General features: G+C 66.0%; 11 protein-coding genes and 1 pseudogene. 9 read left to right on the top strand and 3 right to left on the bottom strand.

Annotation, left to right across the window (positions count from 1 at the left end):
* Window positions 1–22 precede the first annotated feature (22 nt).
* From recC to D002_RS0100250, 6 genes are all read left to right on the top strand, one after another.
* On the top strand, window positions 23–3520 hold the full coding sequence (recC, locus tag D002_RS0100275; RefSeq protein ID WP_018139918.1) for an exodeoxyribonuclease V subunit gamma: 3498 nt from the start codon (window positions 23–25) through the stop codon (window positions 3518–3520).
* Entirely contained in the window at window positions 3517–7218 is a 3702-nt protein-coding gene (gene recB / locus D002_RS0100270; protein ID WP_018139917.1) for an exodeoxyribonuclease V subunit beta, read from the top strand. The genes recC and recB overlap by 4 nt, the downstream gene beginning before the upstream one ends.
* Window positions 7215–9308: an exodeoxyribonuclease V subunit alpha gene (gene recD, locus D002_RS0100265; protein ID WP_018139916.1), complete on the top strand. Its 2094-nt coding sequence runs from the start codon at window positions 7215–7217 to the stop codon at window positions 9306–9308. The genes recB and recD overlap by 4 nt, the downstream gene beginning before the upstream one ends.
* Before the next feature lie 221 nt (window positions 9309–9529).
* Window positions 9530–10819, top strand: coding sequence for an efflux RND transporter periplasmic adaptor subunit (locus D002_RS0100260; protein ID WP_051068441.1), 1290 nt, complete (start codon window positions 9530–9532; stop codon window positions 10817–10819).
* Window positions 10819–13953: an efflux RND transporter permease subunit gene (locus D002_RS0100255; RefSeq protein WP_018139914.1), complete on the top strand. Its 3135-nt coding sequence runs from the start codon at window positions 10819–10821 to the stop codon at window positions 13951–13953. The genes D002_RS0100260 and D002_RS0100255 overlap by 1 nt, the downstream gene beginning before the upstream one ends.
* On the top strand, window positions 13946–15397 hold the full coding sequence (locus D002_RS0100250) for an efflux transporter outer membrane subunit (protein WP_018139913.1): 1452 nt from the start codon (window positions 13946–13948) through the stop codon (window positions 15395–15397). The genes D002_RS0100255 and D002_RS0100250 overlap by 8 nt, the downstream gene beginning before the upstream one ends.
* Before the next feature lie 24 nt (window positions 15398–15421).
* Here D002_RS0100250 and D002_RS0100245 read toward each other — a convergent pair whose 3' ends face one another.
* Entirely contained in the window at window positions 15422–16069 is a 648-nt protein-coding gene (locus D002_RS0100245; RefSeq protein ID WP_018139912.1) for an ERCC4 domain-containing protein, read from the bottom strand.
* A gap of 206 nt (window positions 16070–16275) precedes the next feature.
* Between D002_RS0100245 and D002_RS0100240 the strand changes: the two genes are divergently transcribed.
* Window positions 16276–16647, top strand: a complete 372-nt coding sequence (locus D002_RS0100240) for a homoserine dehydrogenase (RefSeq protein ID WP_026181401.1) — start codon at window positions 16276–16278, stop codon at window positions 16645–16647.
* A gap of 126 nt (window positions 16648–16773) precedes the next feature.
* On the opposite strand, the pseudogene D002_RS12980 reads toward D002_RS0100240, so the two are convergent.
* Window positions 16774–19299 (bottom strand): annotated as a pseudogene (locus tag D002_RS12980) (EAL domain-containing protein).
* Between the two features lie 407 nt (window positions 19300–19706).
* Here D002_RS12980 and D002_RS0100230 point away from each other — a divergent pair.
* Together D002_RS0100230 and D002_RS0100225 are read left to right on the top strand one after the other, a co-directional pair.
* On the top strand, window positions 19707–21014 hold the full coding sequence (locus D002_RS0100230) for a DEAD/DEAH box helicase (protein WP_018139908.1): 1308 nt from the start codon (window positions 19707–19709) through the stop codon (window positions 21012–21014).
* A 476-nt stretch (window positions 21015–21490) separates the two neighbouring features.
* Window positions 21491–22720: a methyl-accepting chemotaxis protein gene (locus tag D002_RS0100225; protein ID WP_018139907.1), complete on the top strand. Its 1230-nt coding sequence runs from the start codon at window positions 21491–21493 to the stop codon at window positions 22718–22720.
* Here the strand turns inward: D002_RS0100225 and D002_RS0100220 are convergent.
* A partial coding sequence (locus D002_RS0100220) for an integrase core domain-containing protein (RefSeq protein ID WP_018139906.1) occupies window positions 22717–23008 on the bottom strand: 292 nt, incomplete at its 5' end. The two genes, D002_RS0100225 and D002_RS0100220, sit on opposite strands and share 4 nt — an antisense overlap.

The raw sequence follows: 23008 nt of genomic DNA, 5'->3' as shown, positions 1-23008 counted from the left end.
GTCGCAGGCGTTACAACCAGGGATGGTGGTGCTGCACGGCAATCGCCTGGAGTCGCTGCGCACGCTGGCGGTGGAGTGGATGCGTCGCGCCCCGTTGGCGTCGCTGGAGAACGAGACCATCCTGGTGCAGAGCAACGGCATGGCGCAGTGGCTGCGCCATGCCCTGGCCGCACCACCGGATGCCGATCCGCCTGGTTGCGGGATCGCGGCGGCGTTGGACATGCAGCTGCCGTCGCGCTTTGTGTGGTCTGCCTATCGCGCGGTGCTCGGGGCGGAGGCGGTGCCGCTGGAGTCCCCCTACGCCAAGCGGCCGCTGACCTGGCGCCTGATGCGTCTGCTGCCGGAGTGTCTGGGGCAGGACGCCTTCGCGCCGCTGCGCCAGTTTCTTCAGGACGACGATCCGGGGCAGGGTGGCGATCTGCGCAAGCGCTTCCAGCTGGCCGAGCGCCTGGCGGACCTGTTCGACCAGTACCAGGTGTACCGTGCCGACTGGCTGACCGACTGGGGAGCCGGGCGCGACGTCCTGCGCGATGCCCGTGGGCAGGAACCCGAACTGCCTCAGGGCCAGTGCTGGCAGGCCGAGCTGTGGCGTCTGCTGCAGGCGGATATCGGTGCCGAACGCGAAGCGGTCAGCCGCTCGGCGGTGCATGCCCGGTACATGGAAACGGTGGGCGCGCTGGAGAGCCGCCCGGCGGGGCTGCCGCGGCGGATCATCGTGTTCGGCATCTCGTCGCTGCCGGGACAGATCCTGGAGGCGCTGGAGGGGCTGGCCCGGTTCTGCCAGGTGCTGGTTTGCGTGCACAACCCCTGTGAGTATTACTGGGCCGATATCGTCGCCGACAAGGACCTGCTGCGTGCCACGCGTCGGCGTCAGGTGCGCAAGGCAGGGATGCCGGAGGCGCTGGAGGAGGCGGAGCTGCACAATCATGCCCATCCGCTGCTGGCGGCCTGGGGCAAGCAGGGCCGCGACTACATCGGATTGCTGGACGAGCACGATGACCCCAGCCGCTACGGCCAGGTCCTGCGCACGCTGGACTGGGAGCGTGTCGATGTGTTCGAGGCGCATGGCACACGCGGGTCGGACGACTGTCTGCTGCACCAGCTGCAGGACGACATTCGCGAGCTGCGGCCACTGGCGGAGACCCGGGAGGCCTGGCCCGCAGTGGCCTCGGAGGATCGTTCCATCCAGTTCCATGTGGCGCACAGTCCGCTGCGCGAGGTGGAACTGTTGCATGACCGTCTGCTGGATCACTTCGAGCGCGACCCGGCGCTGCGCCCGCGCGACGTGATTGTGATGGTGCCGGATATCGACCATTACGCCCCGCACATCGAGGCGGTGTTCGGTCAGCCGGAGGCCGATGATCCTCGCTTTATCCCGTACACGCTGTCCGATCAGGGGCCGCGCGGTCGTGACCCGGTACTGATCGCGCTGGAGCCATTGTTATCGCTGCCCGAGAGCCGGATGGGCGTCAGCGAGTTGCTGGACCTTCTGGATGTGCCGGCGGTGCGTCGACGCTTCGGGATTGCCGAGGACGACCTGGGGACGCTTCACCGCTGGGCCGAAGGGTCCGGCGTGCGCTGGGGTCTGGATGCCGCCCAACGCGCCGGGTTGGGCCTCCCCGAGGGACTGGAGCAGAACACCTGGCGCTTTGGCCTGCGGCGGATGCTGCTGGGCTACGCGATGGGCGACCAGGGCCCGTGGCAGGCGTTGGAACCCTTTGACGAGATCGGAGGACTGGGTGCTGCGCTACTGGGGCCGATGGATGCCCTGATCACGGCACTGGAGGAAGCCTGGACCTGGCTGCGCCTGCCGCACACGCCCAAAGACTGGGCGGCACATCTGGGCGAGCTGCTGGAGCAGTTCTTCGCGGCCGAGAGCGACGCCGAGCTGTACACCCTCGAGCAGCTTGGCGAGGCACTGGACCAGTGGCGCGAGGATTGCGCAGCGGCCGGTCTGGAGGAGGCGTTGCCGCTGGCCGTGGTGCGCGAGCAGTGGCTGGCGTCCCAGGATGATTCCGGGGTTGGCCAGCGCTTCCTGGCTGGGCAGGTGAACTGTTGCACCCTGATGCCGATGCGGGCAATTCCATTTCAGGTGGTCTGCCTACTGGGTATGAACGATGGTGACTACCCGCGCAGCCCAACACCGGTGGACTTTGACCTGATGGCGAGCGACTACCGCCCGGGCGATCGCTCGCGCCGCGAGGACGACCGGTACTTGTTCCTGGAGGCACTGCTCTCCGCCCGCCGCCAGCTGCATGTGAGCTGGGTGGGGCGGCATGTGCGCGACAACGAGCCGCGCCCGCCGTCGGTGCTGGTCGGTCAGCTGCGCGATCACCTGGCCGCGGGCTGGGGGGTTACCGGGGTCGAAGGGCCCGAGGCCGGTCCAGAGCTGGTGAAGCACCTGACCACCTGGCATCCGCTGCAGCCGTTCTCGCCGGTGAATTTCCCGGCGGAAAAGGGCGCCGAGGCTCGCCACTTCACCTACGCGCGGGAGTGGGAGGCGATGCACGATCCCGCGCCTTCCCCGGCGGTGGATCCCAAAGGGGCACCGGCAGCTGTGCCGTTGCTGGAGGCCGAACGCGAGCCCCGTGCTCTGGGCGCGGAGGCGCTGACACGTTTTCTGCGTTATCCGGTAGAGGCCTTCTTCCGCTATCGCCTGGGGGTGTTCTTTGACGAGGAGGACGCCACCGGCGACGACCTGGAACCGTTTGGTCTGGGTGGGCTGGAACAGTGGCAGGTCCGCCAGCAATTAGTTGCGGCCGCGCTGGAGACGACCGAAGCGGTGGACGCCTGGCCGGCGATCCTGCAGGCGGAGTCCGCCAGGATGCAGCGCGCCGGGCGTCTGCCCCTGGGGGCTGCGGGCGAACTGGAGCGTGGCGCGATGGTGGCAGAGGCCACACGACTGCTGGAGCGGATCGGTGAGCGCTACGCGCTCTACCCCGACGCGTTGTCAGCGGCGCGGCCGTTGCGACTGGAGCACGAACACTGGGGTCTGGAGGCCGTGCCCCCCGCACTGCGTAGCAATGGGCAGGCGCGGGTGTGTCTGGACTACACCGCGAGCCGTATCAAGGATGGCAAGAAGTGGCGTTTCGACAAGTTGATGGCGCCCTGGGTCCGGCACCTGCTGGCGAATGCCGGGTCCGGTGACGTGGGTTCCGAGCTGGTCGCGCTGGACACTCGGCTGGATCTTCCGGGGCTGGAGGCCGGTCTGGCCGAGGAGCTGCTGGGTACGCTGCTGGAGGCCTGGGCGGCGGGGCAGGAGCGTCCGCTGCCGCTGGCCTGTGGCGCCGCGTTTGCCTGGCTGGCGGCGGAGGACGGCACGAAGGATCCGGATGAGGAGGCGCTGAAGACCCTGCGTGGGAGCGACTTCGCCGCGGGCGACTGGTCGCGCAGCCCGGCGCTGGCGCGGGCCTGGCGCGACCCTGAGACCCTGCTGGACGACCCCGATTTCGCCTTCTGGCGCGACCGCATCTACCGTCCGGTGTATGTGGTCGTGGGTCAGGCGGAGGCCTCGGAATGACGGCGTCCGCGCACAAGCTGGACCTGCTGGCGCTGCCCTTGCACGGCAGTCGTCTAATCGAGGCGAGCGCTGGCACCGGCAAGACCTACACTATCGCCGCGCTGTACCTGCGCCTGGTGCTGGGGCATGGCGAGCTGCCCGAGGGCACTGATGCCCTGACGCCGCCGCAGATTCTGGTAATGACCTTCACCGACGCGGCCACCCAGGAGCTGCGCGAGCGGATTCGCGAAGCACTGGCGATCGCGGCGCGGGTGTTTCGCGCACCGGACCCGGATGCGGTGCCGGGCGTCGAGGACATTCACAAGGCGCTGCGCAGCGAGTACGCCGAGGCGGAACGTCCGGGGGCCGCGCGCCGGCTGGAGCTGGCGGCGGAGTGGATGGACGAGGCCGCGGTCTCCACCATCCATGGCTGGTCCTACCGCATGCTGCGCGAGCACGCCTTCGACAGCGGGAGCCTGTTCACCCAGGACCTGGCGAGCGACCAGCAGGAACTGCTGGCGGAGGCCACCCGCGACTACTGGCGTCGCTTTGTCTACCCGCAGCCACCGGCGCAGCTTGCGCTGTTGCGTAACGCCTTCGGGACCGATCCCGACGCCCTGTTGCAGAAGATCCGGCCACTGGTCGGCCATCTACCGGCCCGTACAGGGGATGCCGAACTGGAGACGCCGGAGGGGCTGGAGGCGGCGCTGGGCGAACGTCTGGAGCGGCTGGAGGCGATGAAACGACCCTGGCGCGAGGCGTTCGACGCGGTGGCCGAACAGTTCGAGGCGCTGCGCACCAGCTTGCTGAAAGGGGGCAAGTACAGCAACCCGGAGAAGCTGTTGGGGTCGATGCGCGAGTGGGCCGCAGACCCGGGCGCACTGCGCCCCGGTGGTGTATCCGGTGATTCGCCGCTCGAGCGGTTCAGTGCGGTCGGGATGCAGGCGCGGCTGAAGAAGGGACAGGTGTTGCCGGAGGATCTGCACCCGGCCTTCACCACACTCGACGATCACGCCGAGGTCTGCGTGGATGACCGCGAGCGCCTGTTGCAGAGTGCCGCACGGCAGGTCGATGCGCAGTTCCGCCAGGCTCAGCGCCAGCGCGCGCAGATGGGATTTCATGACCTGCTGACTCGGTTGCGCGATGCGTTGGACGGGCCCGGTGGCGAGCACCTCGCCGCGACGCTGCGCGCGCAGTTCCCGGTGGCCCTGGTCGATGAGTTCCAGGATACCGACCCGGTGCAGTACCGGATCTTCCACCGCGTGTATCGCATCGACGAGAACCCCGATGATCTCGGCGTACTGCTGATCGGTGACCCCAAGCAGTCGATCTATCGTTTTCGCGGCGCGGATATCCATACCTATCTCGCCGCGCGCGCGGCAACCGAGGGGCGGCACTACACCCTGGAGCGCAATTTCCGCTCGACCGAGGCGCTGGTGGCGGCTGTGAACCGACTGTTCGAGCACGCCGAGGGTTGGGACGACGGAGCCTTCCTGTTTCGCAAGGGCGCGGAGAACCCGTTGCCGTTTCTGGCGGTGGACGCGAACGGGCGCAAGGAGGTCTTCGAGCACGCCGGGCAGGCGGCGCCGCCCGTCACGCTCTGGTGCCACGACCCCGGCGAGCCGGTGCCCAAGGGGGCCTACCGCGAGCGCATGGCCGCGGCCTGTGCCAGCCACATGGTGGCGCTGCTCAATGACGGCGCCACAGGGCATTGTGGTTTTCGCAAGAACGCCGCGGAGGACGGCCTGGAGCCGGTGCGCCCGCGCGACATGGCCGTGCTGGTGCGGGGGCGTATGGAAGCGGACGCGATCCGAGCCGAGCTGCGTCGACGCGGCGTGCGCAGCGTCTATCTGTCGGATCGCGAGTCGGTCTACGCCACGGACGAGGCGGGGGACCTGCTGCGCTGGCTGCGCGCCTGTGCCGAGCCGACCAGCGAGCGGCTGTTGCGTGCCGCCCTGGCGACCGCGACGCTGGGGCAGTCGCTCTCCGAGCTGCATCGGCTGACGGTGGACGAGCTGGCCTGGGAGGCACGGGTCGAGCAGTTCCGCTCCTATCGCGGCCTGTGGCAGTCGCGCGGGGTGCTGCCGATGCTGCGCCGATTGCTGCACGACTTCGAGGTTCCGCTGCGGCTGCGTGCGAGCGCCGAGGGCGAACGCGCGCTGACCAACCTGCTGCACCTGAGCGAGCTGCTGCAACAGGCGGCCACGGAGCTGGATGGCGAGCAGGCCCTGATCCGCCACCTGACGGAACATCGCGACGGCGAAGGCGAGACCGGGGAGGAACAGGTCCTGCGCCTGGAGAGCGACGAGGACCTGGTGAAGGTGGTCACGCTGCACAAGTCCAAGGGTCTGGAGTATCCGCTGGTGTTCCTGCCGTTTGTGTGCAATTTCCGTGAAACCAACAAGACCAAGGATGTGCCCTACCGCGATCATCCCCCGGAGGGTGGGGCGCGTTGGGTGTTCCAGATGGACGAGACGGTACTGGCTCGCGCCGAGCGCGAACGCCTGGCGGAGGACCTGCGGCTGCTGTACGTGGGCATGACCCGGGCGCGGCATGCCTGCTGGCTGGGGATTGCGCCGATTGTCTCCGGCGGCGGCAAGAGTAACCACTTCCACCTCACGGCGGCCGGCTACCTGCTGGCCGGGCCCAGGGGCGTCGAGGACGGCGGCCTGGAATCGGCCCTGCAGGCCGCGGCCGGCAGCGAGCCGGCGATCCATGTGGGGCCGCTGCCTGAGGCGAGTGAGATCATCGCGACCACTGGGGGTGATGCGGTCGCGACGGGGCCGGCCCGGGTACCGCCGCCGAGCCGCTTCGAGCGTTGGTGGGTGGCTAGCTATAGCGCGATTGCCGCGCACGACGATGGAATTGCGCCGGTGGCCCCCGACTCGGCGCGCGAGGATGTGCTGCGCGAGGGGGTCGCGGATGCCAACCGACTGGCGCCGGAGGTCCCCGAGCCCGAGCTGCGGGCCACCAGTGGACTGCACGCCTTTCCGCGTGGGCCCGGCCCCGGGACCTTCCTCCATGGCCTGCTGGAGTGGGTCGCGGAACAGGGCCTGGCGGCGCAGGCTGAGCGCCCCGAGCGGCTGACGCAGGAGGTGGTCGCGCGTTGCGAGCGGCGTGGCTGGGGTGAGTGGTCGACGACGGTTGCGGACTGGATGCAGCAGCTGATCGCGGCCGATTTCCCTCTGGAGGATGGGACGTCCTTTCGCCTGGGAGGTCTCGACACCTATCAGCCGGAGCTGGAGTTCCTGTACCCGGCGCGGGATTTGTCGGCGGCCGAACTGGACCAGGGCGTGCGCGCGCAACTGATGCCCGGGCAGCCGCGACCGCCGCTGGGGAACGTGACCCTGAACGGCATGCTGAAGGGGTTTGTGGATCTGGTCTTCGAGCATGGCGGGCGCTACTACGTGGCCGACTACAAGTCGAACTGGCTGGGCGCCTCGGCCCGGGCCTATGCGCACGAGCACCTGCAGGCGGCCGTGCTGGAGCACCGCTACGACCTGCAGCTGGTGCTATACACCCTGGCGCTGCACCGGCAACTGGGGGCGCGCCTGCCAGGCTACGACTACGATCAGCACATGGGTGGCGGGGTGTACCTGTTCCTGCGCGGCGTGGATGCGCCGGGGCTCGGGGTGTTCCACCACTGTCCGCCGCGGGCGTTGATCGAATGGCTGGATCGGCGCATGTCGGTGGGTCCGGGCCAGGGGGAAACGGCATGACCGCGTGCCCGACGACGGGCCCTCTGGCTTCGGCTCAGGCCGTGCTCGAGCTTCTGCGCGAGTGGGAGGATGCGGACTGGCTGCGCGGCGTGGACCGGGCGCTAGTGCGCTTCCTGCACGAGCAGGCGCCAGACGCACCCCCACTGGCCCTGCTGCTGGCAGCGCTGGCCAGCCACCAGGTGGGGCGTGGGCATGTCTGCCTGGAGCTCGGGGCCTTGCTGCACGCACCCGATGCGACGTTGTCCCTGCCACCGGAGGGCGAGCCGGGTGTACCGCTACCGCTACGGCCCTCGTCGGTGCTGCAGGGCGTCTCCGCCGCACAGGTGGCCGAGGTCTTGCAGGACGGAGTCCTGGCCGGGCCGGGCGAGGCGGGTGGAACACCGCTGGTCTACACCGGCGAACAGGTGTACCTGCGCCGCTACTGGGAAAGCGAGCGCCGTATCGGGCAGGCGATCCGCGCCCGGCTTGCGGACTGCGAGACCTGGCAAGGGGCACTGGATGAGCGGGCGGCGCGGGACTGGCTGGGCTGGTTGTTCGGGCCGCTGCCAGCCGCCGGCGAAACGGACTGGCAGCGGCTGGCCTGTGGCCTGGCGGCCGGGTCCGGGTTCAGCGTGATCACCGGTGGACCCGGGACCGGCAAGACCACCACGGTGTTGCGTCTGCTTGCGTTGTTGCAGGGCCTGCAGGGGCCGGACGACCCGCTACGCATCCGGCTTGCCGCGCCCACGGGCAAGGCGGCTGCGCGTCTGAATGCGTCGGTGAGCGGAGCGCTGGACCGGCTGGGGCTGGATCAGTTGCCTGACGGCGAGGCACTGCGCCGGAATCTGCCGGCCGAGGTGGTAACCGTGCACCGCCTGCTCGGGGCGCGTCCGGATACCCGGCACTTCCGCCATGGGGCGCGGAATCCGCTGGCGGTGGACGTGCTGGTAGTGGACGAGGCCTCGATGATCGACCTGGAGCTGATGGCGAGCCTGGTGGAGGCCGTACCCCACACCGCGCGTCTGATTCTGCTGGGGGATCGTGACCAGCTTGCCTCGGTGGAGGCCGGCGCGGTGTTGGGCGAGCTCTGTCACCGCGCGGGGGGTGGCCACTACACGCCACGGACCGCGCGGTGGCTGGAGGCGGTGACCGGAATGGTCGTGCCGGAGGCCATGCAGGACGCGGCCGCGCAGGCACTGGACCAGCACATCGTGATGCTGCGCGAGAGCCATCGGTTTGGCGCGGATAGCGGGATCGGGCGACTGGCCGCCGCCGTGAATGCGGGGGAGGTCTCCCGTCTACCGAGTATGGATTCAGCCGTGCAGCAAAAGGTGCTCGCGGGGCCGGAGGATCCGGCGCTGGTGGCGCTCGCGGTGGATGGGCGTAAGGATGTATCGGAAGGCGAGGCGGTCGGCTACGCCGGCTATCTGGAGGGACTGCGCATGGCGCGACCGGCCTCGGCGGCACCGCGCGCGGCCTGGGAGGACTGGGCGCGCGATGTCCTGGCGGCGCATGGGCGGTTCCAGTTGCTGTGTGCGGTGCGACGCGGACCGTGGGGGGTGGAGGCGCTGAACCGGCGGATTGCCGCGGCGCTACAGGCGCGTGGGCTGCTGGAGGGGGATCCCGCCCAGGTTGGCCACTCCGGCGGGTATGAACCATGGGTCGAGGGCCGCCCGGTGATCGTCACCCGCAATGACTACGCGCTGGGGCTGATCAACGGCGACATCGGCATCGCCCTGGCGGTCCCTGCGTGGCTGGCGCGTGGCGAACCGGAGGCGGGCGATGTCGATGATGATGCGTCCGTCCTGCGCGTGGTGTTCCTCGCGGCGGGCGACCGCGTGCGCTGGGTGTTGCCCAATCGCCTGGAGGCCACCGAGACCGCGTTCGCCCTGACCGTGCACAAGGCCCAGGGCTCGGAGTTCGAGCACGTGGCGCTGGTGCTGCCGGAGGCGGACAGCCCGATCCTGACTCGCGAGCTGGCTTATACCGCGATTACCCGCGCCAGCCACTGGTTCAGCCTGCTGGAACCAGGGGTAGGCACCCTGGCGGCGGCCAGTCAGCGCCAGATCCAGCGTAGCGGGGGCTTGCGGCGCTGGTTGCAGGACGACTGAACGGAGGCCGAACGTCGATTCTGTGGAGCCAATCACGTAACCGGGCATCGGGTGATATCTCCATCACGATTAATTTACGGCTGCGCCTCACCACGATAGGGTGTTTAGCTAGACGGTCAGTGCGGCTGGGACGCAAGGCGATGGATGGCATTCCGCATCCGGATCGTCCCGCGATCCAGCGCCTGCCCGGTTCCCTCGAACCGCTGACCAAGGTACGCCCTATGCCCCTCCCCTCGCTCGCAAGCGTTCCCGGGCGCTTGACGCCGCTCTTCGCCCTTTTACTCCTGATGGCCGGTACGTTGGTGCTGAGTGGCTGTGCGGCGGAGTCCGATGAAGACGATTCCGCGGCAACGGAGGCGGAGCCGGTGGAAGTGCCGGTGCGTCAGGTCACTCGTGAGCTGGTGTCCATCTCGCGCACCTACACCGGGCGTACCCACAGCCCGCGTTCGGTAGAGGTGAGGGCGCGGGTGTCCGGGGTGCTGGAGAGTCGGCTCTACGGCGAGGGTGACAGCGTCGAGCAGGGTGATGAATTGTTTCGTATGGACCCGGCGCCATTCGCGGTTCAGGTGCGCAGTGCCGAGGCGAGCCTGGAGCGTGCGGAGGCGGAATGGCGCCAGGCCGAGCGCGAATGGGAACGGGTACGGGACCTGTACGAGGACAATGCAGCCAGTGGCCGCGAGCGCGACGAGGCCCGTTCACAACTGGAACTGGGGCAGGCCGCTGTCGCCGAGGCCGAGGCGACGTTGGCCGAGGCGCGTATTGATCTCGACTACACCTCGGTGACCGCACCGCTGGATGGCGTGGCCGGGTTCGAGGAACGCCCCGAAGGCAGTCTGCTGCAAGAAGGTGATCTCCTCACCACCGTGACCCAGTTGAACCCGATCCGGGTGGATTTTGCGGTACCCGAAGCCCACTTGACCGCCTATGGTCCTCAGATCCGTTCCGGCGTGGGACTGACTGTGCTGCTGACCTTGCCGAATGGGGACTTGTATCGCCATCAGGGCCAGCTTGACGCGACCGAGGACGCGGTCGACGAGGCCACGGGCATGATGAATGTGCGTGCGATGTTCCCGAATCCGGATGGGTCGATGCTGCCAGGACAGTTCGTTCGGGTCACCTTGAGCGGCCTGCAGGCGGGGCACGGGGTGCGGGTGCCGCACACGGCCGTGACGGAGATCGAATCCGGGCCGGCGGTCTATCTGCTGGATGAGGACGACATCCCGTATACCCAATCCATCACGGTTGCGATGGACCTGGGCGACGACTTTCTGGTGACCCGTGGGGTCAACGAAGGGGATCGCCTGGTGATTGGCGGGGTCTCGGGCGTGGAGGAGGGTGAGCGGGTTTCGCCGCAAGACGCGCCTCTTGCGGCTGAGCACCCGGTTGCACCGGGTGTATTGCCGGAGGTGGCCCCCGACCTGCTGGACGAGGTCGCCGAGCCGAAGACGGATTCTGGCGTGGCGGACGAGGTCCTCGATGACATGGGGAACGGGGCGGGGGACCTGGACTGATGCTCCGCTTTTTCATTGGGCGGCCGGTCCTTGCATCCGTCATCTCCATTCTGATCGTGCTCGCGGGCACCGCGTCCGCGTTCCTGCTGCCGGTTGACCAGTATCCGGACATTCTGCCGCCGAAGGTCATTGTATCGGCCAGCTATCCCGGTGCCAGCGCGGAGGCGGTGGCGGAGTCCGTGGCGGCACCCATCGAGGCGACCGTGGATGGCGTGGACAACATGGCCTACATGCGTTCGAGGTCGTCGGATGACGGCAGCATGGAGTTGATCATCACCTTTGAGGTGGGGACCGACCCGGATATCGCCGCGATCAATGTGAGCAACGAGGTGGAGGGCGCCCAGGGACGCTTGCCGGAGACCGTAATGAGTTCCGGGATCTCGGTAGAAAAGCGTGCTCCCTCGATGTTGCAGATGGTCACCTTTACTTCTTCGGATGGGAGTCTCGATCCGCGTTTTATCAGCGACTATGTCTGGCGCAACGTGTACTCCGAGTTGCGGCGGGCACCCGGGGTGGGTGACCAGACTTTCTTTGGTGCACAGATCTACTCCATGCGGATCTGGCTGCAGCCTGACCGGATTGCGGAGTTTGGTTTGACCCCTGGGGATATCCGCAGCGCCGTTCAGGAACAGAACGAGCAGTACGCGGCGGGGCAGTTTGGGTCCGAGCCTACTGAGGGGAGCGTCGATTTCACCTATGCGGTGACGACGCCGGAGCGGTTCTCGGAGGTGGAGGAGTTCGAGCAGATCATCCTGCGCAGCGCGCCGGATGGTTCGGCGTTGCGTCTTGGCGATGTGTCGCGGGTCGAGCTCGGGGCGCATATGTATGACTTCGAGGCGACCCATAACGGCGAGCGTGCAGTGCCCGTGGGGATCTACCTGGAACCCGGCGCGAATGCCCTGGATACGGCCCGCGGGGTCCGCGAGATCCTGGCCGAGCTGGAGCCCCGTTTCCCGGACTCGCTCGAATATCACATCCCGTTCGATACCACCCACTTCATTGATCAGTCGGTGCAGCGCGTACTACTGACGCTGATCCAGGCCCTGATCCTGGTAGTGGCCGTGGTGTATCTGTTCCTGCAAACCGTGAGGGCGACTGCCGTACCCATTGTGGCGGTGCCGGTATCGCTGATCGGCACGCTGGCGGGTATGTACCTGCTGGGATTCTCCGCGAACATGCTGACGCTGTTTGGGCTGGTGCTGGCCATCGGGATCGTGGTGGATAACGCGATCATCGTGCTGGAGAACACCGAACGCTTGATGCGCGAAGAGGGCTTAAAGGCGAAGGAGGCCGCCTACCGCACCGTAGACGAGGTGGCGACTCCGATTATCGCGATGACGCTGGTGACGGTCGCGGTGTTTGTGCCGGTGGCCTTCATTGGCGGATTTACGGGTCAGATGTATCAGCAGTTCGCAATCACGATTGCGGTATCGGTCGCGATATCCGGAGTGGTGGCGCTGACGCTGAGCCCCGCGATGTGTGCGCGGCTGCTGTCCGATCGCCCGCGACGGCCAGCCTTTCCCTTCCGCTGGTTCAACGGGGCCTTCGAGCGGGGCACGGCCGCCTACATGGTCGGAGTGCGCTTCCTTTTGCGGCACAACGTGATCGGCATGGCGTTGTTCGCGCTGATGCTGGTAGCGATCGTGGTGATGTTCCGCATGGTCCCGGGCGGCCTGGTGCCAGACGAGGATCAGGGGTATGTGTTCGCGGCTGCGGAGTTGCCGGCCGCGTCTTCGCTGCCGCGCACCCGCGAGGTGATGGAACGGCTGGGGGATGCGGCCCTGGAAGATTCGGATACGGCCGACGTGGTGAGTTTTTCCGGCATGGACCTGTTGTCGGACGGGATGAAGACCTACACCGGTGCGGCCTATGTGACGTTGAACGACTGGTCCGAGCGCCGCGGCGAGGGCCAGAGCAGTGATGCGGTCGTGGACCGCCTGGTGCGTTATGGCCAAGAGGATCCAGAGGCCGAGATTCGAGCCTTCAATCCACCGCCGATTACGGGTATATCCACGACGGGTGGCTTCGAGGCCTATCTCCAGAGCCGGATTGGGGACGATGCGTTCACGATGCGCGAACGTGCGGAGGAGGTAATCGAGGCCGCGCGGGAACGTCCGGAGCTGGCCGATGTACGCACCGCACTGGATGTGGACGTGCCCCGCTACGATGCGGATGTCGACCGTGAACGCGCGTTTGCGGCCGGGGTTCCCATGGGCGATGTGTTCGACGCCATGCAGAGCACGTTTGGGGCCGTGTATCTCAATGACTTTTCGCTATTCGGACGGGTAATGCGGGTGCACATGCAGGCGGACTCCGGCTTCCGGGAGCGTCCGGAAGACCTGGATCGGGTGTTTGTTCGGTCCGACGAGGGGGAACTGGTCCCGCTTTCAACCTTGGTGAGCGTGGACCGGGTGCAGGGTCCGGATGAAGTGGAACGGTTCAATGTCTTTCCCTCCGCTCGCCTGATGGGACAACCGGCGCCGGGATACAGCTCGGGGGATGCCATTGCGGCGCTGAACGCGGTGGTGGACGAGACGCTCTCGGATGACTACCTGTTGAGCTGGACCGGGGCCGAGTACCTGGAGCAGCAGGCATCGGGGACCTCGGCCCTGGCGTTCGCTCTGGGGGTGCTGTTCGTTGTGCTGATTCTGGCGGCGCAGTACGAGCGCTGGAGCCTTCCGCTGGCCGTGTTGATGGCGGTCCCGTTTGCGGTGTTCGGGGCCCTGGTGGCGATCTGGCTGGCCGGACAGGAGAACGGTATCTACTTCCAGATCGGGCTGCTGGTGCTGGTTTCGCTGGCGGCCAAGAACGCGATCTTGATCGTTGAGTTTGCTCAGCTAAAGCGCAACGAGGGGCTGGAACTGATGGAGGCCTCGGTGGAGGCGGCCCGGTTGCGTTTCCGTCCGATCATGATGACCGCGATGTCATTCATCCTGGGGGCGGTGCCGCTCGCACTAGCCTCCGGCGCGGGTGCCAACAGTCAGCAGGCCATTGGCATCGGCATCATTGGTGGAATGCTGAGCGCGACCTTCCTGGCGTTGCTCTTTGTGCCCCTGTTCTACTACCTGATCTCCAGTGCGATCGAGCGCCTGGGTGGGCGTGGACCGGAGTCCAAGGAGGCTGCACATGCGTAAGTCACTGGTGGGACTGGTGGGGCTCGCGGGAACCGTCTGGTTGAGTGGTTGCGCCCTGGGGCCGGACTATGAGCGTCCGGATGTCGCGCTCCCCGAGGCCTGGCCCGAGGAGATTGATGAGCAGATGGACGTCGACTATTCCGACGTCGAGTTCTGGTGGGAGATGTTCGAGGACCCGATTCTCGACCGTCTGGTGCGCGAAGCACTGGAGAACAACATCGAGACCGAGATCGCGGCGGCACGGGTGGTCCAGGCACGCGCTGTGTTGGGACTGGAGCGGGCGGAACGCTACCCGCAACTGGACGGTGTGATCGAGGCGGAGCGGGAAGACCCGGGCATAGGCGGGGATGGCCCCGAAACCGACTTGGCCGTGTTCGGCCGACTCAGTTACGAAGTCGACCTATGGGGCCGGCTGGCGCGCTCCGAAGAGGCGGCGCGGGCACAGTTGCTGGGCACGGCCTTTACACGTGATGCCGTCCGGCTGGCGGTTATGAGCGATGTGGTAAGTACCTATTTCGACTACCGCGCTACCCGCGAACAAATCGATACCACCGAGGACACCATTCAGTCCCTGATCGAGGCTTTGGGTCTGGAGCGTTCGCGCCTGGAGAGTGGAGCCACAACGGACCTGACCGTACGCCAGGCCGAGGCAGAGCTGGAAACCAGCCGCGCCGGGCTGCCCTCACTGGAGGCCGAGGCGGAACGGCTGCGCCGGGCCCTGGCGGTGCTGGTGGGGGATAGCGAGGCGGTCGTCGAGGGTCTGGATTCTCTGGGCGATCACGGTCTGGAGGAACTGCCGGAGACCCTGGACGGGTTGCCGCATTCCATTCCCTCCGACCTGCTGGTGCGGCGGCCCGACATTCGTGCCGCCGAGGCCTCGCTCATCGCGGCCAACGCCAATATCGGAGTGGCGCGAGCCGAATGGTTGCCCAGTCTGAATCTCGCGGCCCTGTTGGGTAACGAGGTGAACCGGCCGAGCCAGTTCTTTACCGGCGCGGCCGGGCTATGGGAAATCAGCGCCCAGTCGGTTGCCCCGATCCTGGATTTCGGACGCCGTCAGGCGACCATCGAGGGTGTGGAAGTCGAGCGGGATATCGCCGAGCTGGAGTACCAGGGGGCGATCCAGGACGCTGTGGTCGAGGTGGCGGATGCTTGGAGCGAATTGCGCGCCCAGCATGAGCGCGTGGAGATCTACCAGCGGGAGGTGACCGCTCGCATTGAGGTCGTGCGCCTGGCGGAACGGCGTTACCTGGGAGGATTTGTGGGCTACCTCGAAGTGCTGGATGCGCGGCGGGCTCTGTTCGAAGCGCGCTTGACGCTGACCGACGCTTCACGCGACCGGCTGGCCGCGACCGCTGACCTGTATCGGGCATTGGGTGGTGGCTGGGCCGGAGATGCCCAGCTTCAGGATGTACTGGAAGATGTCGAATCCGGGTCCGGATAGCGGCTGGTTGCGGCTCGGGTTTTCTCAGTGGTTGCGGCTGCCATAGGTAACGACCGACTCGATGCGCTGGGCGCGCTCTTCATCAATGCCCTCGATGCCGGCCAGGGTGTCGGCGTTGGCGTTGACGATATCCCGGACGCTGCCGAGCTGGCGCAACATTTCGCGGGCCTGGTCCGGTTCCACGCCGGGTAACCCGCTGACGATGAACTCGGCTGCCGCGCGGCGCTTGTCCGGGCGTGTGGGGCGGGCGGTGGCATCGGGTTCTAGCTGTGCATTCAGGCCCAGCAAGTAGATCAGCATGCCGCTGTTATCGGCATCGGGGCTAGGCAGTACGCTTACGCCCAAGGCGATGGTGAGGTGGGCGAGGGCACGATGAATGTCCAGCGCCTGCTGATGGAAGCGCGGTTCGTACAAGTCCCCCTCGACGATGTAGACCACCTGATCATGGTTGGCCTTCAGCTTGGCGGCGTTCTCCCACAGGGTCTGGTCGACCACGCTTAGCACCATGTCGGTGGCGGATTTGCGCTCCACCACCACGCCGTTCGGCAGTTCGTAGTCGCCGACATCGAGGTCGGTGAACTCCAGTTCCACGCCCTCCAGGCGCTCGATGCGCTGAATGATCTTGCCCTGTTCGCGATTGTCTACGCGGATCGGCAGATGAACGTTTTCCATGGGGGGCTCCGGGTGATTGTCTGATGCACGGCACTCTAGGGCCTGGAGCAGATCGCGCCAAATGGCCGGATGCCGCGCGGGGCGAGGGGCCGCCCGAGAAGCTGTGCACGGTTGCAACTTTTGCCCTAGAGTCAGGGAGCGTGCCGGGCGGATGGCAACCGGCCGGCATGCGCGAAAAACAAAAAATCGAAAAGGATGGAGAGCATATGTCGATTCAGATTGCAGTGGTGGGGCTGGGCCGGGTGGGCGGCCGCTTCCTGGAAATGTTGTTAGAAAGTGGTTTGCCGGGAATGACGATTTGCGCCGCCTCGGAGAGGGCCGAGACCGATGGTCGGCGCCTGGCGGAATCCAAGGGGATTCCACTCGAGTCGGTCGCGGATATCGTGGCGCGTGGGGACCAGGTGGATGTGATCTTTGATCTATCGGGGCAGCCGCATGTGCGGCAGGAATTGCGCGAAGGGATGCAGAACACGGGAAATCGCCATACCGTGGTGGCTCCGGAGGTCATGGCCCACCTGACCTGGGCCATGCTGACCCGCGAAGCCCCGCCGGACGTTCACGGCAGCACGGGCTACTAGCGCCCCGCATAGGTCCTGGCTTTGGAAGGCCGCCTTCGGGCGGCCTTCTTGCGTTCAGGGGGTGGGTGTTGCTGTGATCGGCACAGGCAGGATCTATCCGCGGGGCTTTGAGCAATAGGAAGGGGTTCAAACGGTTTGAGTCTTCAGACAGTCCACCAGGTTGGCGGGCGGCATGGCCCGGGAGTGAAGCCAGCCCTGATAGACGTCGCAGCCGATGGTGCGCAGGAAGTCCCGCTGTGCCGTGGTTTCCACACCTTCGGCGACCAGAGTAAGCCCGAGGCTGTGGCCGAGATGGACGATAGAGCGCAGGATCATTTCGGACTCTTCGCCCTGCCCAATGCCGGCGATAAACGAGCGGTCGATCTTCAGCTTGTCGATCGGCAAAGACTTGAGATAGGCCAGTGATGAATAGCCGGTACCGAAGTCGTCCAGCGATACCCGGATGCCCAGCGCTTTGAGCCCGCGAAGCTGATCCAGCGTGAGTGCGACATCCGCCATGGCGACCGTCTCGGTGACCTCGATCTCCAGGCGTTCGGCGGGGGCACCGGTAGCCTCGAGGGCGGCGCTTAGGCGGTCGACCAAATCGTGCTGGCGGAACTGCATCGCGGAAATGTTGATAGCGACCCGCAAGTGCAGTCCGACCTGGGTCCACTGGGCGAGCTGGGCGCAGGCGGTGCGTATGACCCAGTCGCCCAGGGGCAGCATCAGGCCGTTGGCCTCGGCACTGGCAATGAAGCGGGTGGGGGATACGGCGCCGAGTTCGGGATCGGTCCAGCGTGCCAGTGCTTCGACGCCGATCGTGCGATTTGATTCGACCTCAAGCAGTGGCTGGTAGTGGAGTTCGAAACCGTCCTGTTCCAGGGCTAGCTGAAGTTGTTGTTGGAGGCGCTGCTCCTCGTGCACCTGGGCATCCAGGTGCTCGGAGAAGAAGGCATAGGTGTTGCGGCCGGAGTGCTTGGCCTCGTACATCGCCATGTCGGCGTAGCGCAGCAAGGTCCGCTCGTCCCGCGCATCGCGAGGGAACAGGGCGATTCCCAGACTGCCGGTCGCGGTCAGGTTGCGCGCGTGTTCGGTCTGAAACGGGCTGTCGAAGATTCCGAGAATTCGCCGCGCGGCCTCGCCGATGGCCTGTTCGTCCTTGACGTTGGCGAGCAGGATCATGAACTCGTCGCCGCCAAAACGCCCGATGGTGGCTTCCTGATCCAGCGCGCCACGAAGGCGGGTGGCCACGGCCTTCAGGAGCTGATCGCCTTCGTGATGCCCAAAGGTGTCATTGATCATCTTGAAGTTGTCGAGGTCCAACAGCATCACCGCGATCGGATAGGCATGATGCTCCGCCTGGGCGATGCCCTGGGTCAGGCGGTCATTCAGCAGCCAGCGGTTGGGGAGTTCGGTCAGGCTGTCATGGGTCGCCTGGTGCTGGATGCGAGCCTCGCGCTGCTGACGGTCGGTCACATCACGGATGAAGGCTGTGATGCGTCGGCCCTCGGTGTCCTCGAAGGCGTTCAGGCTGATATCCACCGGCAACTCGGTCCCGTCCTTTCGCCGCCCGCGCAGATGGGGTACCTGGCCCATGGTGCGGCGATCAATGCTGTGGGCTTGGGTTCTACGCTGAATCCGATGCCGATCGCGCAGGCGCTCCGGCACCAATTGCTCGACCGGCTCGCCGATCAATTGCTGGCGTGGATAGCCGAACAGGCGCTCGATATTCCGGTTGGCCATCACAATCTGCCCGTCCATATCGGTGACGAGCACGCCGTCGGGCGCCGTCTCGATGAGTTGCTGATAGCGCTTCTCGCGCACTTCAATATCGCGATGAGCCTCGCGCAGCCGTTCCAGTGGCGCCTTGACACTCTCCCGAAACAGGCCCTGATAGATCAGGAGGTAGGCGGCCAGCTTGTAGACGTGTCCGAGCACAAACGGGGTATCGGTGAGATCCTCGTAAAACATGAAGAACATCCCCCCACCCATGCTGACGACCAGGGCCGCCGCGACCATCGGCATGCCGGGTCCTCGGAGCAATTCACGGCGCAGGCTCAGCAGGATCAGGGTGGCCAGATGCAGGATGATGACCAGGGCCTCGATTGCCAGCTTGAACGAAGTCAGGCCGGTGAATGGATCGAACAGGGGAGGGATGACCGTCGCGTGCCAGAGCCCGACTCAGCCAAGTACCGCGACCAGGCCCAGGCTCGCGAACAGGTAGAACCGGCGTGGTGGGCCATTCTGGTGCGACACCATGTGAAGGGCGACATAGGCAAACAAGGCACCGGCAGCGACCAGGCGCGCGGCCAGCCAGAAGAAGATTGTTTGCTGGGGCGAGTTGGGGGTGATGAAGTCCGGCATCGCCGGGTAGGTCATCATGTGCAGGAAGTCGAGCAGAGCAACCGCCAGGAACGCGCAGGCCAGTAATAGCGAAGCGGCCACCCGGCGCCGGTCGATCACGTGGTACCCCACTGCGAACACGAGGAAGGCGACCACGATCGCAAATAGCTCGGCCCCAGTGTGGAAGGCCGTAAGGTGTTCGCGTGGGATGATACGTGGGAGTTCGATTCCAAGGAGCCAGACCGCCACGGGGAATAGCAGCAGGGCCAGCAGTAATCCGGCCAAGGGAATCCCGTTCCAGCGTAGCGAGCTACTCAGACCCGGAGTCATGATCGGGCCGAGTTCCGTTGCAGATGCCGGTGCCGCGTTGGTGTGCGGACATAGAGGCGGCCGGTCGGCCGAACGCGCCCAAGAATGTTCATCCGTGGTGGCTCCCTGTGGCGGGCAACTGTTCCTATGGGTCGCGTCCGGCTGAGGTGGTGCTGCGTGGGCGCCACTTCTCTTTACTGAGGCAAGCTAGCCGATATTCCCGCACAAAAAAAATATATATCGAAGGGATTATAGGTAGAGTGTCTTTTCATTGACGAAACGGGTATAGTACCGCCATCGAACGCCCCGCCCGTCAGCGTCCGTTCATCTGATCCAGAGCCATTTCGGTTCGCAGTGATCCCCCTGATTTCGTTTCCCCCGATGGGTGCTCCGTGTTGAACGAGTGGCGGGTAGCGTTGGAGCTTTCCATGACTGATACGACCTTTGCCGACCTCGGGTTGGCCGATACCCTTTTGCGCGCGCTGGAAACCTCGGGTTACCAGCACCCGACGCCGATTCAGGCCCAGGCCATCCCGGAAGTCCTGAAAGGGGGCGATCTGCTGGCTGCCGCCCAGACCGGTACCGGCAAGACGGCCGGCTTTACCCTCCCGATCCTGCAGCGCCTGTCCACCAGCGAAGCGCCCAAGCCCGGTGCGGGCCGTCCGCGCTGCCTGGTGCTGACCCCGACCCGCGAGCTGGCCGCGCAGGTGCATGATTCCGTGAAGACCTACGGGCGCAACTTGAAGATGCGCTCGATGACGATCTTCGGCGGGGTGAACATGAACCCGCAGATCAAGGCCCTGCGCGAGCGCATGGATATCGTGGTGGCCACCCCCGGGCGGCTGCTGGATCATGCCAACCAGAAAACCATTGACCTGTCCGGCGTGGAGATCCTGGTCCTCGACGAGGCCGATCGGATGCTCGACATGGGTTTCATCCGCGACATCAAGAAGCTGATTGCGCTGATGCCGAAGAACCGCCAGAACCTGATGTTCTCGGCGACCTTCTCCGACGAGATCCGCAAGCTCGCCAACGGCCTGCTGACGAAACCGGCCGAGATCGAAGTGGCGGCCCGCAACACGGCCTCCGAGCTGGTGCAGCAAAGCGTGCACCTGGTCGAGACCAGCCAGAAGCGGGAACTGCTGAGTCACTTGATCCGCACCAACAAGTGGGAACAGGTGCTGGTGTTCACCCGTACCAAGCATGGCGCGAATCGCCTGGCGGAAAAGCTGACCAAGGACGGTGTGCGTTCCGAAGCGATCCACGGCAACAAGAGCCAGGCGGCCCGTACCAAGGCCCTCAAACAGTTCAAGTCCGGTCAGGTGCCGGTGCTGGTGGCGACCGATATTGCAGCCCGCGGCCTGGATATCGACCAGCTCCCGCAGGTGGTCAACTTCGAACTGCCGAATGTGCCGGAGGACTACGTGCATCGCATTGGTCGCACCGGGCGCGCCGGCTCCGATGGTGCTGCACTGTCGCTGGTGGATGGCGAGGAGATGAAACTGCTGAAGGGCATTGAACGCCTGATTCAGCGCCCGATCGACCGCATCGAGACCGAGGGCTTCGCCACGCCCAAGCCGGCTGCCAATGATGGCAACGCCAATCGTCGCGGCGGCAAGCCGGGCGGTGGCCGCAATGGTGCCCCGCGCAATGGTCGCGGTGGCAAGCCCGGCGGTGGCCGCGGTGGCAACGGGCGCCCGTCTGCCAACGGCAACCGGGCGGCGCGCAGCCGCTAACCCGGCCTGCTAACGCACTACCGCGAACCCGCGGTCCCGATCTCCGGGGCCGCGGGTTTTTTCGTTCCGGGCCTGGCTGGAAGGGCTTTATTCACCACGAAGCACACGAAGGCACGAAGAAGGGCCAGGTCAAAGGCTTTTTAACCACAGAGGGCACGGAGGACACAGAGAAAGGACGGATTCTCGTGGGCAGCGTCCAGAGTCATTGCCGTTGGCACAGGTGCTGGAACACAGCGAGAGCGATACGCTAAGCCGAACGCCTTTTGATTTTCTCCGTGAACTCCGTGCCCTCCGTGGTGCAATCGCCCTTGCCCTTCTTCGTGCCTTCGTGTGCTTCGTGGTGAATACGGTTTTGAGGTTTTGGCGAGTAGCCGGAGTTGAGCTGGATCAGGGCGGCGGGCATTGGGGAGGGCGATACTCTGGCGGGCTCAAGGCCGTGGGCGGTTGGTCGTTAAGGGACGAAAGGGAGGTTGTCGATGAAGATTGGACCGTTGGGTGGTTTGCGGCTGAAGCTGATTATCCTGGTGATCGTGGTGAGTACGGTGCCGCTGTCCATCATGGGCGGGGTGACGTTCCACACCATGAAGGGCGATCTGGCCGCAGGGGTGGACGATGCACTGGTGACGCAGTTGTGGTGGTTGCTGTGGGCGCTTTGGGTGATCGCGTTTGTGGTGGCCCTGGGCATCGGCTGGTTCTACGCCAACGTGCTTACGCGGCCGCTGGAGCGTCTGGCCGACGGGTTGGAGGCGATTGGCGAGGGCCGCGCGGATCTTGGGCACCGCGTGGAGGTCACCACGGACGACGAGATCGGCCGCACCGGCGAGGCCTTCAATACGGTGATGGGCCGGCTCTCGGGGCTGATCCGCCAGGTCGCCGATGCGGCCGACGGGATCGCGGCCTCCGCGCGCCAGCTGGAAGGGCGCAGCAACGAAATGACGCGGGCCACTCACGAGCAGCGCGGTGACGTAGAACAGGTGGTCACCGCGATGAACCAGATGTCCGCCACCGTCCAGGAGGTGGCCAACAACACCCAGAGCACGGCCGAGAGCGCGGGTCAGGCGACCCGTGCGGCGGAGGGTGGGCGTACCGTGGTCAAGGCGACCCAGGGGGCCATCAATACCTTGGCCGGGGAGATTCGCCAGGCCAACAACGTTATTGGCGAGCTGAAAGGGGATTCCGACAACATCGGCACCATCTTGCAGGTGATCGAGGAGATCGCCGAGAAGACCAACCTGCTGGCGCTGAATGCCGCGATCGAGGCCGCGCGGGCGGGCGAGGCCGGACGGGGTTTTGCGGTGGTGGCGGACGAGGTCCGTCACCTGGCGCAGCGTACCAACGACTCCACCGGGGAGATCCGCTCGATCATCGAGCGTCTGCAGGCCGGGGCGACCCGTGCGGTGCAGGCCATGGAGGTGAGCCAGCAGCATGCCGAGACTTCGGTGGACAAGGCGGGCGAGGCCGGCGAGACCCTGGAGTATATCCACGACTCGGTAACGGCCATCGACGATATGACGCGGCAGGTGGCGAGCGCGACGGAGGAACAAAGCCAGGTGGCGGAAGAGATCAACCGGAACATCCACCACATCAACGACATCGCCGTGCGCAATGCGGATGGGGCGAACGAGATGCAGCAGGCGGTGGAGGCTCTGGAGGCCCTGGCGCAAGGGCTACAGCAGGAGGTTGCGGGCTTTCGGCAGCAGTCCTAGGTGTGGAGTCTCACAAGGTTGTCCTCAGGTAGCCCGAGGACGCTGATGGGTGGCTGTTTGTTCAGGCTACCGTGTGGGCGGTGCCAGTTGTAGTCATGGATCCACCGGGGCAGGTGGCGTTTGCGCTCCTCCGAGGTGGCATAGGTGAAGGCGTAGGCCCACTCGCGCAGGGCGGTCTGGATGAAGCGCTCCGCCTTGCCGTTGGTTCGCGGCGTATAGGGCCGTGTCCGGCGATGACGGATGCCCAGCCGACGGCAGGCCTGGCTGAACGCCCGGGCGTGATAGCAG

Origin of the sequence: Thioalkalivibrio sp. ALJ7, from assembly GCF_000376865.1 — a bacterium.
In the GTDB taxonomy this organism is placed as follows: domain Bacteria; phylum Pseudomonadota; class Gammaproteobacteria; order Ectothiorhodospirales; family Ectothiorhodospiraceae; genus Thioalkalivibrio.
This window is presented reverse-complemented; position numbering and strand designations above follow the sequence as displayed.